General features: G+C 60.1%; 23 protein-coding genes. 13 read left to right on the top strand and 10 right to left on the bottom strand.

The features are described from left to right. Positions 1 to 40: 40 nt before the first annotated feature. The gene (locus BN3544_RS07570; RefSeq protein WP_019430817.1) at positions 41 to 970 is read right to left on the bottom strand and encodes a hydroxymethylglutaryl-CoA lyase; all 930 of its coding nucleotides are present in this window, start codon (positions 968 to 970) and stop codon (positions 41 to 43) included. Between the two features lie 208 nt (positions 971 to 1,178). On the opposite strand from BN3544_RS07570, the gene BN3544_RS07565 reads away from it, so the two are divergent. The 4 genes from BN3544_RS07565 to BN3544_RS07550 all read left to right on the top strand — a co-directional run bounded on the left by BN3544_RS07565 (position 1,179) and on the right by BN3544_RS07550 (position 4,973). Further along, positions 1,179 to 3,410, top strand: coding sequence for a malate synthase G (locus BN3544_RS07565; protein ID WP_026036802.1), 2,232 nt, complete (start codon positions 1,179 to 1,181; stop codon positions 3,408 to 3,410). A 121-nt stretch (positions 3,411 to 3,531) separates the two neighbouring features. Then, entirely contained in the window at positions 3,532 to 3,765 is a 234-nt protein-coding gene (locus tag BN3544_RS07560) for a hypothetical protein (protein ID WP_050999115.1), read from the top strand. A gap of 72 nt (positions 3,766 to 3,837) precedes the next feature. Continuing rightward, a complete protein-coding gene (locus tag BN3544_RS07555; protein WP_019430814.1) occupies positions 3,838 to 4,113 on the top strand; it encodes a cysteine-rich CWC family protein in 276 nt (91 codons plus the stop codon). A gap of 89 nt (positions 4,114 to 4,202) precedes the next feature. After that, the gene (locus BN3544_RS07550; RefSeq protein WP_019430812.1) at positions 4,203 to 4,973 is read left to right on the top strand and encodes a class II glutamine amidotransferase; all 771 of its coding nucleotides are present in this window, start codon (positions 4,203 to 4,205) and stop codon (positions 4,971 to 4,973) included. Between the two features lie 31 nt (positions 4,974 to 5,004). Here the strand turns inward: BN3544_RS07550 and gshB are convergent, their stop codons facing one another. The 5 genes from gshB to icmF all read right to left on the bottom strand — a co-directional run bounded on the left by gshB (position 5,005) and on the right by icmF (position 11,675). Further along, complete coding sequence (gshB, locus tag BN3544_RS07545) at positions 5,005 to 5,946, bottom strand: glutathione synthase (RefSeq protein ID WP_026036800.1); 942 nt, start codon at positions 5,944 to 5,946, stop codon at positions 5,005 to 5,007. Between the two features lie 73 nt (positions 5,947 to 6,019). Further along, entirely contained in the window at positions 6,020 to 7,516 is a 1,497-nt protein-coding gene (locus BN3544_RS07540; RefSeq protein ID WP_019430810.1) for an AMP nucleosidase, read from the bottom strand. A gap of 68 nt (positions 7,517 to 7,584) precedes the next feature. Next, the gene (locus BN3544_RS07535; protein WP_019430809.1) at positions 7,585 to 7,995 is read right to left on the bottom strand and encodes a type II toxin-antitoxin system VapC family toxin; all 411 of its coding nucleotides are present in this window, start codon (positions 7,993 to 7,995) and stop codon (positions 7,585 to 7,587) included. After that, complete coding sequence (locus BN3544_RS07530) at positions 7,992 to 8,228, bottom strand: antitoxin (protein WP_019430808.1); 237 nt, start codon at positions 8,226 to 8,228, stop codon at positions 7,992 to 7,994. The genes BN3544_RS07535 and BN3544_RS07530 overlap by 4 nt, the downstream gene beginning before the upstream one ends. Before the next feature lie 156 nt (positions 8,229 to 8,384). Next, on the bottom strand, positions 8,385 to 11,675 hold the full coding sequence (gene icmF / locus BN3544_RS07525; protein WP_019430807.1) for a fused isobutyryl-CoA mutase/GTPase IcmF: 3,291 nt from the start codon (positions 11,673 to 11,675) through the stop codon (positions 8,385 to 8,387). 159 nt (positions 11,676 to 11,834) lie between these two features. Between icmF and BN3544_RS07520 the strand changes: the two genes are divergently transcribed. Further along, on the top strand, positions 11,835 to 12,269 hold the full coding sequence (locus tag BN3544_RS07520) for a rhodanese-like domain-containing protein (RefSeq protein WP_019430806.1): 435 nt from the start codon (positions 11,835 to 11,837) through the stop codon (positions 12,267 to 12,269). A 12-nt stretch (positions 12,270 to 12,281) separates the two neighbouring features. Continuing rightward, on the top strand, positions 12,282 to 13,604 hold the full coding sequence (locus BN3544_RS07515; protein ID WP_019430805.1) for an acetylornithine deacetylase/succinyl-diaminopimelate desuccinylase family protein: 1,323 nt from the start codon (positions 12,282 to 12,284) through the stop codon (positions 13,602 to 13,604). Positions 13,605 to 13,792: 188 nt separating this feature from the next. Here the strand turns inward: BN3544_RS07515 and BN3544_RS07510 are convergent, their stop codons facing one another. Further along, complete coding sequence (locus BN3544_RS07510) at positions 13,793 to 15,238, bottom strand: amidase (RefSeq protein ID WP_155820554.1); 1,446 nt, start codon at positions 15,236 to 15,238, stop codon at positions 13,793 to 13,795. Positions 15,239 to 15,259: 21 nt separating this feature from the next. On the opposite strand from BN3544_RS07510, the gene BN3544_RS07505 reads away from it, so the two are divergent. Beyond that, positions 15,260 to 16,027, top strand: a complete 768-nt coding sequence (locus tag BN3544_RS07505; RefSeq protein ID WP_019430803.1) for a type III pantothenate kinase — start codon at positions 15,260 to 15,262, stop codon at positions 16,025 to 16,027. 16 nt (positions 16,028 to 16,043) lie between these two features. Here BN3544_RS07505 and BN3544_RS07500 read toward each other — a convergent pair whose 3' ends face one another. Together BN3544_RS07500 and BN3544_RS07495 are read right to left on the bottom strand one after the other, a co-directional pair. After that, positions 16,044 to 16,709 carry a TetR/AcrR family transcriptional regulator gene (locus tag BN3544_RS07500; RefSeq protein WP_019430802.1) on the bottom strand — a complete coding sequence of 222 codons (666 nt, stop codon included), beginning with the start codon at positions 16,707 to 16,709 and terminating at the stop codon, positions 16,044 to 16,046. Between the two features lie 22 nt (positions 16,710 to 16,731). After that, positions 16,732 to 17,274 (bottom strand): phasin family protein, encoded by a 543-nt coding sequence (locus tag BN3544_RS07495; protein WP_019430801.1) that lies wholly within the window; start codon positions 17,272 to 17,274, stop codon positions 16,732 to 16,734. 109 nt (positions 17,275 to 17,383) lie between these two features. Between BN3544_RS07495 and rfbB the strand changes: the two genes are divergently transcribed. From rfbB to slmA, 4 genes are all read left to right on the top strand, one after another. After that, positions 17,384 to 18,484 carry a dTDP-glucose 4,6-dehydratase gene (gene rfbB / locus BN3544_RS07490; protein WP_019430800.1) on the top strand — a complete coding sequence of 367 codons (1,101 nt, stop codon included), beginning with the start codon at positions 17,384 to 17,386 and terminating at the stop codon, positions 18,482 to 18,484. Next, positions 18,481 to 19,371 (top strand): dTDP-4-dehydrorhamnose reductase, encoded by an 891-nt coding sequence (rfbD, locus tag BN3544_RS07485; RefSeq protein WP_019430799.1) that lies wholly within the window; start codon positions 18,481 to 18,483, stop codon positions 19,369 to 19,371. The genes rfbB and rfbD overlap by 4 nt, the downstream gene beginning before the upstream one ends. A gap of 69 nt (positions 19,372 to 19,440) precedes the next feature. Further along, entirely contained in the window at positions 19,441 to 20,352 is a 912-nt protein-coding gene (gene argB / locus BN3544_RS07480) for an acetylglutamate kinase (protein WP_019430798.1), read from the top strand. A gap of 47 nt (positions 20,353 to 20,399) precedes the next feature. Beyond that, complete coding sequence (slmA, locus tag BN3544_RS07475; protein WP_019430797.1) at positions 20,400 to 21,023, top strand: nucleoid occlusion factor SlmA; 624 nt, start codon at positions 20,400 to 20,402, stop codon at positions 21,021 to 21,023. Positions 21,024 to 21,035: 12 nt separating this feature from the next. Here the strand turns inward: slmA and BN3544_RS14435 are convergent, their stop codons facing one another. Then, positions 21,036 to 21,323, bottom strand: a complete 288-nt coding sequence (locus BN3544_RS14435; RefSeq protein ID WP_255356245.1) for a TIGR03643 family protein — start codon at positions 21,321 to 21,323, stop codon at positions 21,036 to 21,038. Between the two features lie 189 nt (positions 21,324 to 21,512). On the opposite strand from BN3544_RS14435, the gene BN3544_RS07465 reads away from it, so the two are divergent. Both BN3544_RS07465 and BN3544_RS07460 read left to right on the top strand, forming a co-directional pair. Continuing rightward, complete coding sequence (locus BN3544_RS07465) at positions 21,513 to 22,001, top strand: low molecular weight protein-tyrosine-phosphatase (RefSeq protein ID WP_019430795.1); 489 nt, start codon at positions 21,513 to 21,515, stop codon at positions 21,999 to 22,001. Then, entirely contained in the window at positions 21,998 to 22,411 is a 414-nt protein-coding gene (locus tag BN3544_RS07460; RefSeq protein ID WP_019430794.1) for a dihydroneopterin aldolase, read from the top strand. Before BN3544_RS07465 ends, BN3544_RS07460 begins: the two co-directional genes overlap by 4 nt. Positions 22,412 to 22,646: the final 235 nt, after the last annotated feature.

Genomic DNA, 22,646 nt, shown 5'->3' with positions numbered 1-22,646 from the left:
TGCGGGTGTGGTTGCGGGTGATTGGTGCTCAAAGAGGTGGTCAATGGCCGAGCCAGCCCTTGGGCAAACCCGCCTCAGGCGTCATGCCGTAAATAGGCTCGCCGGGCAGCCCGGCTTGCAGCGGCAGGCGAGCCGCCATGAGTTGGGGCAGGTCGATGCCTGTCGATACACCCATGGCCTCGAGCATGAAGACAAGGTCTTCGGTGACCACATTGCCCGAAGCGCCCGGGGCATAAGGGCAGCCCCCCAAACCACCCAGCGAGCTGTCAAAGGTGCGCACACCGGCCTCGTAAGCGGCCAGGCAATTGGCCAAGCCCAGGCCTCGGGTGTTGTGCATGTGGGCCGAGCCGGTGAGCGGGCCAATTTCTTGAAACAAGCGCTTGAACAAGCGGCTCACTTGCGCCGGGTTGCCCATGCCGGTGGTGTCCGACAGGCCGATCTCGTCCACGCCCGCTTCGGCCAGCAGCAGCGCCAGGCGCACCACATCGTCCTCTGGGACCGCCCCTTGCAAGGTGCAGCCAAAGGCGGTGGACATGCCGATTTCGACGGGCACCTTGGGCGCGATGTCGTCACGCAGCTGCAATACGGCTCGCACTTCTTCCACCATGGCCGTGGGCGTTTTGCGCACATTGGCCATCGAATGGGCTGGGCTGGCCGAAACCGGCAAAGTGAGCTTTTGTGCGCCCGCTTGCAAGGCCGCTTGTGCGCCGCGCAGATTGGGCACCAGCGCCATCACCCGCACACGGCTGTGGCGCAGCGCGTGCTGCACCACTTGCGCGGCATCGGCCATTTGAGGCAGCAGCTTGGCGGGCACGAACGAGGCCACTTCGATCTCGCGCAGGCCCGCTGCCGCCAGCGCGTCGATCCAACGCAGCTTATCGGCCGTGGGCATGGTGGCTTTGACCGATTGCAGGCCATCGCGTGGGCCGACTTCGCTGATCAGAACTTGCGGGGTGTTGGGGCGTGTCATGCCTGAATTAAACCGCAGTGCGGCAAGGTGCCAAACCACGCGCTGCGTGGGCGCATTTGTGTCTAAAAGTCATGGGTCTATGAAGTTTGGACGGGTTTATCGGTGTCTAAATTTAGAATAGAGTGCTTTCTTACTTTGGCCAATCTGCAGCTTGACGGTTTTGCAAACGGCCAGCCCCGAATTTTTTGACCAGACCCCAGAGGTTTTCATGACTGCACGCACCGCGATCCATCACCTGCAAGTGGCCAATCCCTTGCTGAGTTTTATCAACGACCAAATGCTGCCCGCCACAGGCGTGGACCAAGACAAGTTCTGGAAAGGCTTCAACGACATCGTGGCCGATCTGGCACCGAAAAACATCGCGTTGCTGGCCGAGCGTGACCGCATCCAGACCGCCATGGACGAATGGCACAGCGCCAACCCCGGCCCGGTCAGCGAAGGCAAGGCCATGAAGGCCTACCGCAAATACCTGAGCCAAATCGGCTATTTGGTGCCCGAGCCCAAGAACGCGCAGGCCACCACCGCCAATGTGGACGCCGAGCTGGCCAAGCTGGCTGGCCCTCAGCTGGTGGTGCCGATTTTGAACGCCCGCTACGCTCTGAACGCCGCCAACGCCCGTTGGGGCAGCTTGTACGACGCGCTGTACGGCACCGACGCCATTTCTGAGGCCGATGGTTGCGAAAAAGGCTCGGGCTACAACCCCAAGCGCGGCGCCAAAGTCATCGACTATTGCCGCAACGTGCTCGACCGCACCGCCCCCCTGAAGACCGGCTCGCACGTGGGCAGCCAAGGCTACGCGGTCAAGGCCGGCAAACTGGTGGTGACGCTGGCCAACGGCAAGAACACCACCTTGGCCGATGCCAAGCAATTTGTGGGTTACACCGGCGATGCCAAGGCCCCCGCTTCGGTGCTGTTCGTGCACAACGGCATTCACCTCGACTTGCAAATCAACAAGTCCACCGCCATCGGCAAGACCGATCCGGCGGGCGTGTCCGATCTGATTGCCGAAAGCGCCTTGTCCACCATCTTGGATTTGGAAGATTCTGTGGCCGCTGTGGATGCCGACGACAAAGTGCTGGCCTACGCCAACTGGCTGGGCATCTTGCAAGGCACCTTGAGCGAAGAAGTGCAAAAGGGCGGCAAGACCTTCACCCGCACCATGAATGCTGACCGCGAGTACACCAAGCCCGCAGGCAAAGGCACGGTGTCTTTGCATGGCCGCTCGCTCATGTTTGTGCGCAACGTCGGTCACTTGATGACCAACCCCGCCATCCTCTACAAAGCCGCTGACGGCAGCATGAAAGAGATCCCCGAGGGCATCCTCGACGCCATGGTCACTGTGACCTGCGCCTTGGTCGACTTGCAGAAAAAATCGTCGCACCCGCTGCGCAATAGCCGCACAGGCAGCGTCTACATCGTCAAGCCCAAAATGCACGGCCCCGCCGAAGTGGCCTTTGCCGACGAGTTGTTTGGCCGTGTCGAAAAGGTGATTGGCATGAAGCCGTCCACCGTCAAGCTGGGCATCATGGACGAAGAGCGCCGCACCAGCGCCAACCTCAAGGCCTGCATTGCCGCCGCCAAGAGCCGCGTTGCCTTCATCAACACCGGCTTCCTCGACCGCACCGGCGACGAAATGCACACCTGCATGCTGGCCGGCCCCGTCATGCGCAAGGGCGACATCAAAAACAGCGTGTGGCTGGGCGCCTATGAAAAGAACAACGTCAACGTGGGCCTGGCTTGCGGTCTGCGCGGACGCGCCCAGATTGGCAAAGGCATGTGGGCCATGCCCGACCTGATGGCCGACATGCTCAAGGCCAAGATTGGTCACCCCTTGGCCGGTGCCAACACCGCTTGGGTGCCAAGCCCGACGGCCGCCACACTGCACGCCATGCACTACCACCAGGTCGACGTGCCCGCGCTGCAAAAGCAAATGGAAAAGGCGGTGGCCAAGCAAGACGCCAAAGTGCTGCGCGACGAAACCCTGAACCAGTTGCTGCAGTTCCCTGTGGTGGCCAAAGACGCCGCCAACTGGTCTGAAGAAGACAAGCAAAAGGAGCTCGACAACAACGCCCAAGGCATCTTGGGTTATGTGGTGCGCTGGGTTGACCAAGGCGTCGGTTGCTCGAAGGTGCCCGACATCAATGGCGTGGGCCTGATGGAAGACCGCGCCACCTTGCGCATTTCGAGCCAGCACATGGCCAACTGGATGCACCATGGCGTGGTGAGCGAAAAGCAAGTCAAACAAACCATGGAGCGCATGGCCGCCGTGGTGGACGCACAAAACGCCGGTGATGCGGCTTACCAGCCCATGGCAGGCAACTTTGCCAAGTCGGCCGCCTACAAAGCCGCTTGCGATCTGGTCTTCAAAGGCAAAGCGCAACCGAGCGGTTACACAGAGCCACTGCTGCACGCCTGGCGCTTGAAGGTCAAGGCCGCCTGAAATGGGCCAGACCGGACACGGTCTAACACTTGAAAAAACGGCTCCTTCGGGAGCCGTTTTGCTGTGGGTCATGCCTTGCTGTGCCGGGCATGCCTGAAAATAGGGTTTTTTGGAGAGTGCGATGCGCTGGATAGACCGAATTCCCATGCTTTGGTTGGTGGCCATCGCCGTTTATCTGGCGGGCGCACCTTTTGTGCCCGAGCCGCACTTGGTCGAAAAGTGGCGCATGCTCACCGAGGGTCATTTGAGCAAGCCCATCGACATCTTTGATTTTTTCTTGCACAACGCGCCCATGGGGGTGCTGGCCATTCGCCTGTGGCGTGATGCGCAGCGTCGCAGGCAGCGCCCAGACTGAGCCCTCCCTTTGCCGTCCGGCTATGAATCCTTGCATCAGCCCTCATTTGACCCAAAATGCTGACCCCATCCCATGAACTTTTCCTTGCCTGCCGTTGACCCTTGCCTCTGCCCTTTGTGCGGACAGTCCAATGCCTGCGTCATGGCCACGCCTGCGACCACAGCCGGTGCCGTTGCCGTTGCCGTTGCCGTTGCCGTTGCTGCAGCGCCCGGGCCGTGCTGGTGCACGCGTGGGCACTTCAGTGCCGAGTTGCTGAAGCAGGTGCCCGAAGCTGCGCGCAACAAGGCCTGCATTTGCGCGGCGTGTGCTAGGGCGTCAAAAGGTAAATTGGATGGTGACAACACATGACCTTGCTCCAAGGCCTTTGCAAGCTGTGTGCCCCGTTGGTCGCCCGGAAAATGGGCGAGTCCAGCACAGCCCTCAAGAAAGACTGAACCATGTGCCAACTGCTCGGCATGAACTGCAACACCCCCACCGACGTGACCTTCAGCTTCAGCGGGTTTGCGCAGCGCGGCGGCATCACCGACCACCACGGGGACGGCTGGGGCATCGCCTTTTTTGAAGGGCAGGGCGTGCGCCACTTTGTGGACCACCAAAGCGCCAGCAGCTCACCCATTGCCGAGTTGATTCGCCGTTATCCCATCCAAAGCCGCAACGTCATTGCCCACATCCGCAAAGCCACGCAAGGCGAGGTGAGCCTGGAAAACTGCCACCCGTTTGTGCGTGAGCTGTGGGGCCGTTATTGGGTCTTTGCACACAACGGCAATTTGGTGGACTACGCGCCGCATTTGCATGGCAGCTTCAAGCCGGTGGGTCAGACCGACAGCGAACGCGCGTTTTGCTGGCTCATGCAAGAGCTGGCCAAGTCACACGCCAGCGTACCCAGCGTGACAGAGTTGACATTGACTTTGCGCGAACTTGTGCCACAAATCGCCCGGTTTGGCACCTTCAACTTTTTGTTGTCGAACGGCCAAGCGCTGTGGGCGCATGCCAGCACCCAGCTGCATTACGTGCTGCGCCGTCACCCTTTCACGCAAGCGACTTTGAGTGATGAGGACCTGAGTGTGAACTTTGCCGACCACACCCGTGACAGCGATCGGGTGGCTGTGGTGGTGACCGCCCCGCTGACCACCGATGAAGCCTGGGTCGCGTTTGAGCCGGGCCGGGTTTACACCTTTGAAGACGGGGATCTGAAAGCGCAGGTCTAAAACAAAGTGTGTGGGCTTCAAGGCGCAGCGCTTACAGCGCGGCTTCCACCGCGTCCATGAACAGGGCCGCCACATCGCAGCCCATCTGGTCGGTGATTTCCTGAAAGCAAGTCGGGCTGGTCACGTTGATCTCGGTCAGGCTGTCGCCGATGATGTCCAAGCCCACCAGCATCAAGCCCCGTGCGAACAAGATCGGCCCCAAGGCCTCAGCAATTTCACGGTCGCGCGCAGAGATGGGCTGGGCCACGCCCTTGCCACCAGCGGCCAAATTGCCGCGCACTTCACCGCCTTGGGGAATCCGGGCCAAGCAAAACGGCACCGGCTTGCCACCGATCAGCAACACCCGCTTGTCGCCTTGGGCGATGCCGGGCAAAAACTTTTGCACCATCACGGTTTGCTGGCCATCGCGATTGAGCGTTTCGATGATCGCGCCCAGGTTCAAACCGTCTGCGCCGACCTTGAAGATGCCCATGCCGCCCATGCCGTCCAAGGGCTTCAAGATGATGTCGCCGTGGCTGGCGTGGAATGCGCGGATGTCGGCCTCGTTGCGGGTGACCAGCGTGGGCGCAATGAACTGAGGGAACTCCAATATCGCCAGCTTCTCGGGGTGGTTGCGCAGCGCCGCCGGGCTGTTGAAGACCTTGGCCCCTTCGCGCTCGGCCTGACTCAGCAAATGGGTGGCGTAAAAGTATTCACTGTCAAAAGGCGGGTCCTTGCGCATGACCACGGCGTCAAAGTCTTTGAGTGCGGCGCGGCCTGTGCCTGTTTCGTTAAACCAGGCTGTGGGCTCGCCTGTCAGGTGGATCTCACGCACCCGGGCTGATACCACTTCCCCTTGTTGCCAACGCACATCGGTCATCTCGCAGGCCGCGACTTGGTGGCCACGCTTTTGCGCCTCGCGCATCATGGAGAACGTGGTGTCCTTGTAGATTTTGAAAGACTCAAGGGGATCGGCGACGAACAGTATTTTCATCATGTCATTTTAGGGTTGAGGCTTTGTCCCTGCGGTCTTTCAGGTGTCTGATGCAGGCGTAAATGGGCACGTTTTACTGGAACGCCACTTCAGCAAAGCTGCGCAGTTTGCGGCTGTGCAGTTGGGCCGGACCTGCCGCACGCAGCAATTCGAGGGCGCGGATGCCGATTTGCAGGTGCTGATTCACCCGCTCGCGGTAAAAGTGGTTGGCCATGCCGGGCAGCTTGATCTCGCCGTGCAGCGGCTTGTCGCTCACGCACAGCAAGGTGCCGTAGGGCACTCGAAACCGGAAGCCATTGGCCGCGATGGTGGCGCTTTCCATGTCGAGCGCGACGGCACGGCTCTGGCTGAAGCGGCGTTGGGGCGTGTTGTCGGGCAGCAGCTCCCAGTTGCGGTTGTCGGTGCTGGCCACCGTGCCGGTACGCATCAGGCGTTTGAGGTCCGCCCCATGGCAACCCGTGACTTCGGACACGGCACGTTCGAGCGCCACCTGAATTTCGGCCAGCGCTGGAATCGGCACCCACAAGGGCAGTTCTTCGTCCAGCACATGGTCTTCGCGCACATAGGCGTGGGCCAGCACATAGTCGCCCAGCTCTTGCGTGGTGCGCAGCCCGGCGCAATGGCCCAGCATCAGCCAACTGTGTGGGCGCAGCACCGCGATGTGGTCGGTGATGGTTTTGGCATTGGCCGGCCCCACGCCGATGTTGACCATGGTGATGCCGCTGTGGTCTTCGCGCACCAGGTGGTAGCCCGGCATCTGCGGCAGGCGTGGTGGCGTTTGGCCCAGCGCATCCTCAGGTTCGGCATACAGGCCCACTCGCCGCGTGACCACATTGCCCGGCTCCACAAACGCCACATAAGGGCTGTCGGCTTTGGCCATTTCGGCATGGCCCAGCGCAATGAATTCGTCGATGTAAAACTGGTAGTTGGTGAACAGCACAAAGTTTTGAAAGTGCACCGGGTTGGTGCCGCAGTAGTGGCGCAGCCGGTGCAAGGAATAGTCGATGCGCGGTGCGGTGAACAGCGACAGCGGCGCGGGCTGGCCGGGCGCAGGCTCGTAGGTGCCGTTGGCAATGCCATCGTCCATGGCCGTCAGATCGGGCAGGTCAAACACCTCGCGCATTTGGCTGCGGCGCTCGGCGTTCATCTCGCCCTCAATGTGGTCGTTTTCGGCAAATGAAAAATGCACCGGTATCGGCAACTGACTGGTGCCCACTTCAAGCGCTACGCCATGGTTGGCCAGCAACAGGGCGAACTGCTGGCGCAGGTACACGGCAAAAAGGTCAGGGCGCGTCAGCGTGGTTTCGTAACGCCCAGCGGTCGCCACAAAACCATAACTCAGCCATTCGGCCTCTAGGCTCTTGGGGGGCACCCAGCCGGTGGTGGTCTGCAGCCGCACAAAAGGGTAGCAGGCGCGCACCTTGTCGGCCATCGGTTCACCGGCCACATAGCGGCGCATCGCATCGCGCAGGTGGCTCAGGCTTTGGTCATAAATGGCCTGAACCCGCGCCAGGGCGGCATCGGCGTTGTCAAACACTTCGGGGGCGATGAAAGGAGTGGGTCTTTGCATGACCCCATTGTGCACAAGCCGCATGACGGTTTTTCCGGTTATGGCCGGGTGCATCAGCCTTCGGATAATCAGTGGTTGTTGACCCAGTTTTCGACGGTCAGTCCGGCAAAGTCACGGAAGTCGGCTTCGTTGTTGGTGACCAGCGTCACCCCCAGCGACAAAGCGTGAGAGGCGATCAGCTTGTCCAGGGCATCTTTGTTGCGCTCGCGGTGGGCTGCACGCATCGGGCCGTAGCTGCGCGCCGCACGGGCATCAAAAGGGACTGCCAAGATGTCCTCAAGCAAGCTGTCAAGCAACGCCTGGTTTCGGGCTTGCGCCTCCCCCGAGCAAGCCACGCCGAACTCCAGTTCGGCCAATGTGATGGCCGACATCACCACATCCCCGACAAAACAGTCTGCAAAACGCGCTTGAACTTGCGGCGGCTGATGCTTCATCAGGTAAATGCAGATATTGGTGTCCAGCATGTACTTGGCTTTCATAAGGCCTCGCGCTCGCCTTCGATGTTGAGTGCCCGACCTTCGCTCATGAAGTCAGGCGAGAACTGAGCCAGCTTGCCCATGACATCGCCCATGCGCTTACGGGCTGGTCGAATGCGCAACTCGTCACCGATGCGTTCGATGTCGAGCTCGATGTCCCAGCTGCCGTAAGCCAGCTCGGCCGGAATACGTACGGCTTGCGAGTTGCCGTTTTTGAACAGTTTGGTGTTGGCCATGTCAGACCTTTCATTGCTGGATGTACATGTACATCCTAGCAAATGCCCGGTGACTTGTAAATACATGGATCTACAAATCTCGGCTCGTTGGGGCCAAAGCCGCCGACCCACAAGACACCTTGAGAGGTGGGTGGCTTCAGCCCTGACACGGGGCGTTCACATGTTGCGCCGGTACTGTCCACCCACCTCGAACAAGGCATTGGTGATCTGACCCAGCGAGCACACCCGCACCGCATCCATCAGCACCTCGAACACATTGCCGTTGTCGATCACGGCTTGTTGCAGGCGTTTGAGCATCGCCGGGGATTCTTTGGCGTGCAGTGTGTGGAAGTCCGTCAATCGTTGCAACTGCGACTGCTTTTCTTCTTCGGTCGAGCGGGCCAGTTCCAGCGTTTCCATCACTTCGTCGCCCTTGGGGTTGCGGAAGGTGTTGACACCGATGATGGGCAGTTCGCCTGTGTGCTTGAGCATTTCGTAATGCATCGATTCGTCTTGGATCTTGCCACGCTGGTAGCCGGTTTCCATCGCACCCAGCACACCGCCACGCTCGGCGATTTTTTCAAACTCGGCCAGCACGGCTTCTTCGAGCAACTCGGTCAGCTCTTCGATGATGAAAGCGCCTTGGCTCGGGTTCTCGTTTTTGGCCAGGCCCCATTCGCGGTTGATGATCATCTGGATCGCCATCGCGCGGCGCACCGAGTCTTCGGTGGGCGTGGTGATGGCTTCGTCAAAAGCATTGGTGTGCAAGCTGTTGCAGTTGTCGTAGATCGCGATCAGCGCTTGCAGCGTGGTGCGGATGTCGTTGAACTGGATCTCTTGCGCGTGCAAGCTTCGGCCCGAGGTTTGGATGTGGTACTTGAGCTTTTGGCTGCGTTCGTTCGCGCCGTATTTCTCCTTCATGGCCACGGCCCAGATGCGGCGCGCCACGCGGCCGAGCACGGTGTATTCCGGGTCCATGCCGTTGCTGAAGAAGAAGCTCAAGTTGGGCGCGAAGTCGTCGATGTGCATGCCACGCGCCAGATACGCTTCCACAAAAGTGAAGCCGTTGGACAGCGTGAAGGCCAGTTGGCTGATCGGGTTGGCCCCGGCTTCAGCGATGTGGTAACCGCTGATGGACACCGAGTAAAAGTTGCGCACGTCGTGGTGCACAAAATACTGCGCGATGTCGCCCATGACCTTGAGCGAAAACTCGGTCGAGAAGATGCAGGTGTTTTGGCCCTGGTCTTCTTTCAAAATGTCGGCCTGCACCGTGCCGCGCACATTGGCCAGCACCCATTCCTTGATCTTGGCGGTCTCGGTGTCGGTGGGCTCGCGGCCATTTTCAGTTTTGAACTTGTCGATGTTCTGGTCGATCGCCGTGTTCATGAACATGGCCAAGATGGACGGCGCAGGGCCATTGATCGTCATCGACACGCTGGTCGTCGGGTTGCACAGGTCAAAGCCCGAATAGAGCACCTTCATGTCGTCCAGCGTGGCCACGTTCACGCCCGAGTTGCCGATCTTGCCGTAGATGTCGGGGCGCAGGTCGGGGTCGTTGCCGTAAAGCGTGACCGAGTCGAAGGCGGTTGACAGGCGTTTTGCGGGCAAGCCTTCGCTCACCAGTTTGAAGCGGCGGTTGGTGCGGAAGGGGTCGCCTTCACCCGCGAACATGCGGGTGGGGTCTTCGCCCTCGCGCTTGAAGGCAAAGGTGCCTGCGGTGTAAGGGTAGCTGCCGGGCACGTTGTCCAGCATCAGCCACTTGAGCACTTCACCGTCGTCTTCGTACTGAGGCAGTGCGACCTTGCGGATGGTGGTGCCGCTCAAGCTCTTGGTGGTGAGCGCGGTGCGAATTTCTTTGTCGCGAATCTTCACTACATACTCGTCGCCCGCGTAGGCTTTTTGCATGTCGGGCCATTGGGCCAGCAGTTTGCGTGCGGTCGGGTCTTGGGTTTGTTCGCGGCTCACGGCCAAGTCCAGCGCGGCTTCGGCGGCCTTGGCGCGACCGGCCTTACCCACTTCGAGCATGCGGGCTGCAGCACGCAGTTGCTGAATCTCACGGGCCAGACGCGACTGGTCGATGGCGCGTTTTTTGTAGCCACGCACCGTGTCGCTGATCTCGGCCAGATAGCGTGTCCGCGCTGAAGGCACGACCGGGTTTTGGTGGGTGCTGTGACGCACACTCACCACGGGCAAACGACCTTCGGTGGTCGGCATGCCCAGTTCGGCCAGACGTGTTTTGAGAGCCTGATAAAGCGCCGTTACGCCGTCGTCGTTGAAGCGGGCGGCCATGGTGCCAAACACCGGCATCTGCTCGGTCGGCACGGTCCAGGCTTCTTTGTTGCGCTGCACCTGCTTGGCCACATCGCGCAGGGCATCGCTGGCCCCTTTGCGGTCGAACTTGTTGATGGCAACAAACTCGGCAAAATCCAGCATGTCGATTTTTTCGAGCTGGCTGGCCGCGCCAAACTCGGGCGTCATCACATACATGGGCACATCAACGTGCGGCACGATGGCCGCGTCGCCTTGGCCAATGCCCGAGGTTTCGACCACGATCACATCAAAGCCGGCCACCTTGCAAGCCGCGATCACATCGGGCAGGGCGGCTGAGATTTCGCTGCCAAAGTCTCGCGTGGCCAGTGAGCGCATGAACACGCGTGGGCCTTGAGACCAAGGGCTGATGGCGTTCATGCGGATGCGGTCGCCCAGCAACGCGCCACCGCTCTTGCGGCGGGATGGGTCGATAGAGATCACGGCCACGCGCAGCGCGTCGTTCTGGTCCAAGCGCAGACGGCGGATCAGCTCGTCGGTCAGCGAAGACTTGCCCGCACCGCCAGTGCCGGTGATGCCCAGCACAGGCACCTGCTTTTGTGCCGCTTGTTCGCGCACCGCTTGGACCACGCTGGCGGCGGCCTTGTCGTTCTCCAAAGCGGTGATCAGCTGCGCCAGGGCATGCCAGTTCATCTCGCCGTGACCCTGAATGGCGCTCACGTCTTTCGGTGCCAGCGGGCTCACGTCTTGGTCGCAACGCATCACCATCTCGCCGATCATCCCGGCCAGGCCCATCTTCTGGCCGTCTTCGGGGCTGAAAATGCGCACGCCTTTTTCTGCCAGTGCGCGAATTTCAGACGGCACGATCACGCCCCCGCCGCCGCCAAACACCTTGATGTGCTCACCGCCTCGCGCCTTCAGCAAATCCACCATGTAGCTGAAGTATTCGTTGTGCCCGCCCTGGTAAGAGCTGATGGCGATGCCTTGCGCGTCTTCTTGCAGTGCGGCGGTCACCACTTCGTCGACCGATCGGTTGTGGCCCAGGTGGATGACTTCGGTGCCCATGCTTTGCAGGATGCGCCGCATGATGTTGATGGCCGCGTCGTGCCCGTCAAACAGGCTGGCGGCGGTGACAAAACGCACTTTGTTGGTGGGGCGGTATTCGGCCAGGGCTTTGAATTCAGCAGACAGGTCGGTCATGGTTGTCTCTTGGTTTGTACGGTTGACGTTGACGTAAACGTCAATCAAGACCCGCATCTTATCCGGTAGCGGCTTTCCTGTCACTGACGGCCCCTTGTCAGGGCGAAGAGACCTAAAAAGCTATCATTCAAGCCCGATTCAAACCGACAGGACCAGCCCATGAATGCGCCTCAAACCCCATCCCCGTCCGGCGTGCAGCCTGCGACTGGCTATGCCGGTGACATCAGCCCCGATTTGGCCTGGGCCTGGGTCCAGTCGGGCGAGGCCGAACTGGTGGATGTGCGCAGCGATGCTGAGCGTGCCTGGGTGGGCTTTGTGCCCGGTGCCCATGCGTTGGCCTGGAAGCAGTGGCCCGGCATGGCGATGAACCCGGCGTTTGACGCGGGCGTGCAGGCCCTGGGCGCTGGCGGTAAAAAGCTGGTGCTGCTGTGCCGAAGCGGCGTGCGTTCGATTGCTGCGGCGCAGCGGGCCAACGAGCTGGGGCTAGAGGCTTACAACATTTTGGAAGGTTTTGAGGGCGATCCGGACGGCAATGCGCACCGTGGTTTGACGGGCGGTTGGCGCTTTCGCGGCTTGCCTTGGCAGCAAAATTGATCGACCGCCGCCATGAATTCACCTGTGCAAAAGCTGTTGGACCGCATCGAAGCCAAACGCGAAGAGGTGACCGCCCTCACGCAAGACCTGGTGCGCATCCCCACCGTCAACCCGCCGGGTGACGCTTATGAAGCGTGTGCCCATTTCATCGGAGAACGGCTGGCCAAAAAAGGCTTTGCGGTCGAATATGTTCGGGCCATAGGCGCGCCGGGCGACAGCGACAGCCACCCGCGCACCAATGTGGTGGCGCGCTGGCAAGGGCGGGCGCCGGGCGAGTGCGTGCATTTCAACAGCCACATCGACGTGGTGGAGGCCGGGCCGGGCTGGACCTATGAGCCCTTTGGTGGGCAAGTGGCCCACGGGCGCGTGTATGGCCGTGGCAGCTGCGACATGAAGGGCGGCTTGGCGGCCAGCATCATCGCCTGCGAAGCCTTGATCGAGTCTGGGCTGCCGATTCCCGGAGCGCTGGAGATCAGCGGCACCGTGGACGAAGAATCTGGCGGCTTTGCGGGCGTGGGCTATTTGGCCGAGCGCGGTTACTTCAGCAAACCGCGTGTGCACCATGTGATCATTCCCGAGCCTTTGGGGGTGGACCGCATTTGCTTAGGGCACCGGGGTGTGTGGTGGGGCGAGGTGGAGACGCGGGGGCGCATCGCGCATGGCTCCATGCCGTTTTTGGGCGACAGTGCCATCAACCACATGAGTGCCTTCATCCATTTGCTGGAGACGCAGTTGCAGCCACGCCTGCAAGGCCGCCACACTGCCGAACCGGTGGAGCCACCGGGCGCACGTGTGAGCACCCTCAACATCAACAGCATCCACGGCGGTCAGGTGGAGCAGCACTATGCCAACGACGCGCGTGGCTGGCCTACGGCGCAAACGCCCGCACCGGTGGTGGCACACAGCTGCCGCACGGTGCTGGACCGCCGGTTCATCGCCGAAGAAAACCTCGAAGCCGTCAAGCAGGAAATCATCGACATGCTTGACGAGCTCAAGCGCACGCGGCCAGGCTTTGAGTACGGCATTCGCGACATCATGAGTTTTGTGCCCACCGCCACGCCCAAAGACGCGCCCGTGGTGGATGCCACAGCCCGTGCCATTGCGCGGGTGTTGGGGCGAGAGCCGAGCTACATTGCCAGCCCCGGCACCTATGACCAAAAGCACATCGTGCGCACAGGCAAGCTGCAAGACTGCATCGCTTACGGCCCCGGCATCCTCGACCTGGCGCACCAGCCCGACGAATACGTGGGCATTCAGGAGCTGGTCGATTCGGCCAAGATCATGGCGCTGGCTTCGCTGGACTTGACGGGCTGGACCCGCATGGCCGCCACCTGAAAGTCGGGGAGATGGACCCCCGATCTGGTCGGGGGTGACAAAAAAGGGGTGCGGGGGTGACAAAAAAAGGTGCGTGGGTGGCAAAAGAAAGCCAGCTGGGATGACAAAGACGGATCACGTTCTGGGTGACTGTACGGGCGTGGCCTGAAGGGGTTTGTCATCCCGGGCGAAGACCCGGGATCCATGTCTTAAGTGCCTTCGGGGCGCATGGCGATCATGTCCTGATTGGCCATTTCGTAGGCGTGGGCCAGTTTCAGCAAGTCAAGATCCCCTTGCGGTTTGCCGATCAGGGCCAAACCCATGGGCAAGCCATTGGCCCCAAAGCCTGCAGGCACGCTGATCGACGGCAAGCCCGCAAAGGTGGCGTAAATCACCACTTCCATCCAGCGGTGGTAAGTGTCCATGGCTTGGCCTGCTATGTTTTGTGGCCAGCGCATGTGCACATCAAATGGCCAAACCTGCGCCACCGGAATGGCCAGCACATCAAACTTTTCAAACAGTTGCAACATGCTTTGGTAAAAGCGCGTGCGGCTGGCACTGGCCGACATGAGCTGCGCGCCGTTCAGGGTGAGCGACTGGTCGTGCTCCCAAAGGGCTTCGGGTTTGATGTGGGCGCGGTTGGCAGGCTTGACTAAAAAGGGCGCGACACGCGGTCCGACCAGGGCCTGACGCCACACCAGCCAGGCCTGCCAAATCTGCTCGGGCGGCATGCCCAACACCGCTTCGTCTACGGTGCAGCCCATGCCCGAAAAACGGTTCAGGGCCGATTGGCACAGCTCTAGAATGCCTTCTTCCATGGGCAAATAGCCCTGCAGGTTGCCCAGCCAACCGATGCGCTGGTCTGTCGAGTCGCTGTTCAATGGGCCTGCAAAAACGGCGGGGTCTTGCGTCAAGCTCAAGGGGTTTTTAGCGTGCGGCCCCGCTTGCGTTGACAGCAACAGGGCCAGGTCGCGCACATGCCGCGCCATCGGGCCTTCGGTGCCCAGTTGGGCCAAGAAAACATCTTGCGCGGGCCACATGGGCACGCGGCCTTGAGAGGGGCGCAGGCCAAACACGTGGTTCCAGCCTGCGGGGTTGCGCAAGCTGCCCATGAAGTCAGAACCATCGGCCACGGGCAACATGCGCTGCGCCAGTGCAACGGCTGCACCGCCACTGCTGCCACCCGCTGATTTGCTCGGGTCCCAAGCGTTGCGGGTGGGGCCAAACACTTCGTTGAAGGTGTGCGAGCCCAGGCCAAACTCGGGGGTGTTGGTTTTGCCAATCACGATGGCGCCTGCGGCTTTCATGCGCTGCGCCATCAGGCCGTCTTCGCTGGCCACAAAGTCTTTCATCAGCGGCGAGCCCAGTGTGGTCCGCAGGCCTTGTGCATGGCTCAGATCTTTGATGGCCTGTGGCATGCCGTGCATCCAGCCCATCGATTGGTCACGCGCCAATTGCGCATCGCGTTCGTCGGCTTGTTGCAGCAGCAGGTCGTGCGGAACGCGGCTGACAATCGCGTTGCTGTCCGGGTTGAGCCGGTCAATCTGCGTCAGCGTGGCGGTCATGACCTCGCGGCAGGACACCTGTTTTTGGTGGATGGCTTGGGACAGCGCCTGAGCGCTCAGGTGGGGAATGTCATGAGGTCGGGAGGGCATGAAAGTCATTATCATGCTGCCATGACTTTTTTAGCACTTGACGTCGGCAACACCCGGCTCAAATGGGCGCTCTACGAGCGGCCCCACCCAGATGCCGCTTTGCTGGCCCATGGCGCGGAGTTTCTGGAAAACATCGACCGCTTGGCCGAAGGCCCTTGGGCTGGTTTGGCCGAGCCGGATCAGATGCTGGGCTGCGTGGTGGCGGGCGATGCCATCAAGCGTCGGGTGCAAGAGCAGTTGGAGATTTGGGACATCACCCCCAATTGGGTGGTGCCCAGCGTTGCCGAGGCCGGCCTGACGAATGGTTACGACCACCCTAGCCGCTTGGGGGCTGACCGCTGGGTGGCCATGATCGGCGCTCGCCAGCGCATGTTGGCAGTCGGTGGCGAGCCGAGCCCCTTGGTGGTGGTCATGGTGGGCACGGCTGTGACGGTCGAGGCGATCGATGCCGAGGGCCGATTCTTGGGGGGCTTGATCTTGCCGGGCCACGGCATCATGCTGCGGGCGCTCGAGTCCGGCACGGCCGGCTTGCATGTGCCGACCGGAGAGGTGACACCTTTCCCGACCAACACCAGCGATGCCCTGACCAGCGGTGGCACTTACGCCATTGCCGGGGCATGCGAGCGCATGGTGCAGCACCTGCGCGAACACACCAGGCAAGAGCCCGTGTGCATCATGACGGGTGGTGCGGGCTGGAAAATGGCGCCCAGCATGTCGCTGCAATTTGAATTGGTGGACAACCTGATTTTTGACGGCCTGCTGGCCATGGCTGCCCAGCGTTACGCTTGACAGCGGCGTGTGTCGTTCAGCGTTCAGCTGCGCTGTAAGCGGCTGTCAAACCTTGCAGATGGCTTTGCAAATCGGGGCTTGCCATGTAAGGTGTTAACAGTGCCAGCACATGCTGTGCGCCACGGGTCAGGGCCAGCCCGGCGCTGGCGGGCTCCAAGGCTTGTCGTGGGTTGCGCACATATTCATAGCTCAGCCAATACGTGACCATCACCGACATGCTGGCCGAGAGGGTTTCGATGCTGTCCGGGTCGATGCGCATCAGTTCCGCGGCGGCCAACGACTCCAGCATCAATCTGAAAGCATGGGTTTTGCGTTCCAGCACCGCGTGAAAATGCGTTTCGAGGTGACGATTGCCCGACAACAGGTTGTTCAGGTCGCGGTACAAAAAACGGTGGTTCCAGACCTGCTCAAACAGCGAGTGCAGAAAAAACCAGGCGTCTTCGATGTCTTGCACATCGGGTGCCGCATCCAGTAGCCCCAGCATGGCCACTTCGTACTGGTCAAACAAGCGGTTGACCAGGGCGTCTTTGGACGCGAAGTGGTAGTACAAATTGCCAGGACTGATGTTGAGTTCAGCCGAGATCAGCGTCGTTGAGACATTGGGCTCGCCAAACCGGTTGAACAGTTCCAGCGTGACCTCGGCAATGCGCTCGGCGGTGCGGCGGGGTGCTTTTTTGGCCATGACGGAGGGCTGTTCGGGTCAGTCAAGCCGATTTTTTGGCCGTCTTCGCAGACTTGGTCGTCTTGGCGCCCTTGGTCGGTGCTGTGGCCGTGGCCGATTTTCGGGGCGCTGCCGCTTTGGCCTTGGCTGGGGCCGAAGCGGGCTTGCGTGTCTCGGCGCCGGACAATGCCGCAAGCTGCGCTTCGAGTTGTGCAACGCGGTCGTTCAGAATCTGAATGTCCAGCAAGGTGGGCATGCCCAAACGGTGCAAGGCCTTGGCCACGCGGTCTTCAAACAAGTGCTCCAGTTTGTCCACACGCCCCGAGGCTTGCTGGCCAAAATCACTCGCCATGTGGCTCAAACGTTCGGTGGCTTCATGCAGACGTTGCTGCGCTTCTGCCTGGCTTTTGCGCTGAAAAGCCAGACCGTCGTTCACCAGCGCTTCAATGGCTTTGCTGCCTTGCTCTTGGGCTTTGGCCATGGCCCCCAAGCCCGCAAGCCACACATGCTGGGCTGGCGGGGTTTGACTGTCTGGTTGAGACTTGGTTGTTGCTTTGTCGCGTGAAGAGTCGTCTGATTTGGCCATGGTGAACTTCCTGAACAGGCTGCCACTTTAACCTGCGTGCCTGTGCAATGCTTCTAGAATCACGAAATTGAGGCGCAACGTCCCGTAGTGCCCACTTTCCCTCATCCTCATGACCATTCTCGTCACCGGCGGTGCCGGCTTCATTGGTGCCAACTTTGTCCTTGACTGGCTGGCCGCTTGCGATGAGCCTGTGATCAACCTCGACAAGCTCACCTACGCGGGCAACCCCGAAACCCTGGCAAGCCTGCAAGGCGATGCCCGCCACCAGTGGGTGCAGGGCGACATTGGCGATGCGGCCTTGGTCAGCCGCTTGCTGGTCGAGCACAGGCCGCGTGCCGTGGTCAACTTTGCCGCCGAAAGCCATGTGGACCGCTCCATCCATGGCCCGGGCGAATTCATCGAGACCAACATCGTGGGCACCTTCAATTTGCTGGAGTCGGTGCGTGGGTATTGGCAGGCTTTGCCCAAAGGGGAGATGGATCCCCGCGTTTGCGGGGATGACAAAGCGCTGACACAAACAGCGTTCCGCTTTTTGCACGTCTCTACCGACGAGGTGTATGGCTCGCTGGCCAAAGGCGACCCTGCTTTTGCCGAAACGCACCGCTACGAGCCCAACAGCCCTTACAGCGCCAGCAAAGCCGCATCCGACCATTTGGTCCGCGCCTGGCACCACACCTACGGCCTGCCGGTGCTCACCACCAACTGCAGCAACAACTACGGCCCGTATCACTTTCCAGAAAAACTCATCCCGCTGATGATCGTCAATGCCCTGGCAGGCAAGCCCTTGCCGGTGTATGGCGACGGCATGCAAATTCGCGACTGGCTTTACGTCAAAGACCACTGCAGCGCCATCCGCCGCGTGCTCGAAGCCGGGCGCTTGGGGGAGGTTTATAACGTGGGCGGTTGGAACGAGAAGCCCAACATCGAGATCGTGCAAACCATCTGCAAGCTGCTCGACGAAATGCGCCCCAAAGCCGATGGCAGCTACGCCAGCCAGATCACCTACGTCACCGACCGCCCTGGCCATGACCGCCGCTACGCGATCGACGCCCGCAAACTCGAAGCCGAGCTGGGCTGGAAGCCTGCCGAGACCTTTGAGAGCGGCATCCGCAAGACGGTGGAGTGGTACTTGGCCAACCCCGAATGGGTGGCCCATGTGCAAAGCGGAGCCTACCGCGAGTGGGTGCAAAAACAATACAGCGCCTCATGAAAATCTTGCTGCTGGGCAAAAACGGCCAGGTGGGCTGGGAGCTGCAACGCAGCCTGGCCCCGCTGGGCGAGGTGCTGGCGCTGGACCGACACAGCACCGATTTTTGCGGCGATTTGAGCCAGCCAGCGCGCTTGGCTCAAACTGTTTTGGCTTACCGCCCCGACGTGATCGTCAATGCCGCCGCGCACACCGCGGTGGACAAAGCCGAGGGTGAACCTGAACTGGCCAGAGGCCTCAATGCCACCGCGCCCGCCGCATTGGCGCAAGCGGCGGCCCAAGTCGGTGCCTGGCTGGTGCATTACTCGACCGACTATGTGTTCAACGGTCAGGGCGATCAGCCCTGGCAAGAAGGCGATACCACCGGCCCGCTGAGCGTGTATGGCCAGACCAAGCTGGAAGGCGAGCAAGCCATCGTCGCCACTGGCTGCAAGCATTTGATTTTTCGCACCAGCTGGGTCTATGCCGCGCGGGGCGGTAACTTTGCCAAAACCATGTTGCGCCTGGCCGGTGAACGCGAACGCCTGACGGTGATTGACGACCAATACGGCGCACCCACGGGGGCTGATTTGATTGCCGATGTGACGGCACACGCGATCCGCAGTGCCCTTCAGCAGACCGCGCTGGCGGGTATTTACCATTTGGTGGCCGCTGGCGAAACCACCTGGCACGGCTACGCCAGTCATGTGATCGCGCAAGCCCGAAAGCTTGAGCCCGATGGTGGCTTGAAAGTCAGCGAGATCGCACCCGTGCCCACCACGGCTTTCCCCACACCCGCCAAGCGCCCATTGAACTCACGTTTGAACACCCACAAACTGCAACATGCCTTTGGTTTGGTGCTGCCCCCTTGGCAGCAAGGCGTTGACCGCATGCTGGCCGAGATACTCTGAATCGTCACGGGCTTGCGGCACAATCCCTTCGGACTGTTGAACCATATTTTTGAAACTTCGTTACGCACCATGACCGACCACACTGCAGCCCCTACCGTCGCCCCCACTGTTGCTCCGCATGACCAAGCCCAGATCCTGGCGCAGGCCATGCCTTACATCCGCAAGTTCCATGGCAAAACGTTGGTCATCAAATATGGCGGCAATGCCATGACCGACCCGGCTTTGCAGCAAGCATTTGCCGAAGACGTGGTGCTGCTCAAGCTGGTGGGCATGAACCCGGTGGTGGTGCACGGTGGTGGCCCGCAAATTGAAACGGCCTTGAAGCGTTTGGGCAAAAAGGGCGAGTTCATTCAAGGCATGCGCGTGACCGATGCAGAGACAATGGAAGTGGTCGAATGGGTCTTGGGCGGCGAGGTGCAGCAAGACATCGTGGGCATGATCAACCGCGCAGGCGGCAAAGCGGTGGGCCTGACAGGCCGTGATGGGGGCTTGATTCGTGCCAAAAAACTGCGCTTGGTGGACAGCCAAGACCCAACCAAAGAGCACGATGTGGGTCAGGTCGGCGAGATCGAAAGCATCGACCCCTCGATCCTCACTTGCTTGCAAGACGATGCTTTCATTCCCGTGGTCAGCCCCATCGGTTTTGGTGTCAATAATGAAAGCTACAACATCAACGCCGATGTGGTGGCTGCCAAGCTAGCCACCGTGCTGCAAGCCGAAAAGTTGCTCATGCTCACCAACATCCGTGGCGTGCTGGACAAGCAGGGTGAACTGTTAACCGAACTGACGCCCAGCCGCATCGACGAGTTGTGCGCCGACGGCACCATCAGCGGCGGCATGATTCCCAAGATCGCGGGCGCGCTCGATGCCGCCAAGAGCGGTGTGAACGCGGTGCACATCATCGACGGCCGTGTGCCCCACGCCATGCTGCTGGAAGTGCTGTCTGAACAAGCGTTCGGCACCATGATCCGCAGCCGCTGATGTCGACACACAGCGCAGCAGCTACAGGCTTGAATAAAGGGGCAGACATGGGTGAGCCAGACACAGCGGGCGAGCGTTATTCAGAAGACGACGCCACGCCTGCACGCAAGCGCCCACGTCCGGGCGAGAGGCGCTTGCAAATTTTGCAAACGCTGGCATCCATGCTGGAGCAACCCGGGGCCGAACGCGTGACCACGGCCAGCCTGGCCGCCAAGATTGGCGTGAGCGAAGCGGCTTTGTACCGGCACTTTGCCAGCAAAGCGCAGATGTTCGAAGGCTTGATTGATTTTGTCGACCAGTCGGTGATCGGCCTGATTCGGCAGGTGACAGATCGCGAGGCCGCAGGCCCTTTGCAAGCGAGCCGCATCGTGGCCTTGTTGTTGCAGTTTGCCGAAAAAAATCCGGGCATGAGCCGCGTGATGATTGGCGATGCCCTGGTGCTGGAGCATGAGCGCTTGCAAGAGCGCATCAACTTGCTGTTTGACAAGATCGAAGCGCAGCTGCGTCAATCGCTTAAAACCAGTGATTCGCCCACGCCGACAGCCGATGCACAAGTTGCCGCCTCTTTGCTGGTGGCTTTCATGCAAGGGCGCTTGCAGCGCTTTGCGCGTTCGGGCTTCAAACGCTTGCCCTCTGAGCATCTGCAGGCGGCGTTGACCAAAATGTTGTAAAAGCGCCTTGCCTCAACAATTGGCCCGTCGATGATCTGCCACCAAGCGGTCATCGAAGTTCATTTCCGGGCTTCTCAGGGCCCGATGCTTGGTGGTTCGCCCTTTCATGCGCTTGCGCCACAAGCGAAAAGAGTTGGGCTGAAGCTCGTGCCGCATGAGGCGAATGACATCCGCTTCTGACCATCCCATGCGCTCCTGAATGGTCTCAAAGGCCGTCCGATCTTCCCAAGCCATCTGAATAATGGCCGAAATATCCCCATCGGAAAGGCTTGAAAGTCGTTGAGAGAATTTGGTCTCCACGGCGATGCTCCATGATGAAAAAACGTTTTTTAAAAACACGGGGTGTGTAACTTTGCAGGCAGTGTGCCTGCAAACACCAATGCCCCAGTGTTGAATGGGGTAAAGCACCGATCTGAAGGTCACGTTGTGGTCGCTTGCCATAAGCTGTATTGATTGAATGCAGACGGCAGCCACTACACAAAGCAAGAAATGAACGAAGCTGATTTCAAAATTCTGTTTGTCTGCATGGGCAATATCTGTCGAAGCCCCACAGCAGAAGCTGTTTTTTTCAAGAGACTGTCTGATCGAGACGTCTTGCACAAGGTCAAAATTGATTCAGCAGGAACGCACAACTTCCATCCCAACGCTCCACCCGATGAACGCAGCCAGACGCATGCGCTCAAAAGAGGTTATGACCTGTCCAACTTGCGGGCGAGATCGGTTGTTGAAAGTGACTTTGAAGAGTTTGATTTGCTTTTGACGATGGATTGGGACAACCGTGCGCTCTTGGAGGAAAGATGCCCCGCACAGCATCTTCACAAGATCCGAGGTTTGGCTGAATTTTTACAAACAACACAGGCCTCGGTCATACCTGATCCCTACTACGGTGGGGCGCAGGGGTTTGAACATGTATTGGATTTGATCGAAGAAGCCAGCGACGGCCTTATGAAATTCATCATTCACAAGGTTCAGTCATGAAGCCCACGAGCTCAGCGGTCATTGAGTTGAGAGATCTACAGCTCAAAACAGACATCGGAACTTATGGCGCCAACGACACCAGGCCAGATGTCCATCTGCTCGATTTGACACTTGGGATTGCGGTCAATCAAGTGGTCATTTCCCAAGATGGCATGGCGCATGTATTCGACTACGACCCGCTGGTGCTAGAAATCGACCGACTCGCAGCAGACGGTCACTATGAAACGCAGGAGCGGCTCATCACGCGCATTGCAAGTGCATGTGCGGCCTACCCAGCCATCAAGCACATGGAGATCAGCCTGAAAAAATCACCCGTGCGATCGGGCAACGGATCGCTGGGCGTTCGCCTGTCGCTTGATGAAATCGCAACCGATGCACTGCGACCCGATCGAACCCGGCCCACTGTTTAGACGCATCTGATCAAGTCGTGCTGGCTTGCTTGTTCCCGCGACCTCCAACGTCGACTTATATTTTTTATGCCGCAAGACAACTTAGAAGTAACGCCCGACCATTTGGCGATCTTGAACTTTAAAGTGTCCTCGATGGACTGGTTGGAATTGAGCCCAGACGGACATCGCAGGGCCAAACTCACGCCCGCTGGCTTATTGGAGTGGTTGGTGCCATGAATCGGCTTGGTGCTGGGGT

Source organism: Limnohabitans sp. Rim47, assembly GCF_001517545.1.
Taxonomy (GTDB): Bacteria; Pseudomonadota; Gammaproteobacteria; order Burkholderiales; family Burkholderiaceae_C; genus Limnohabitans_A.
The sequence above is the reverse complement of the archived record's forward strand: the minus strand, read 5'-3'. Positions and strand labels throughout refer to the sequence as shown.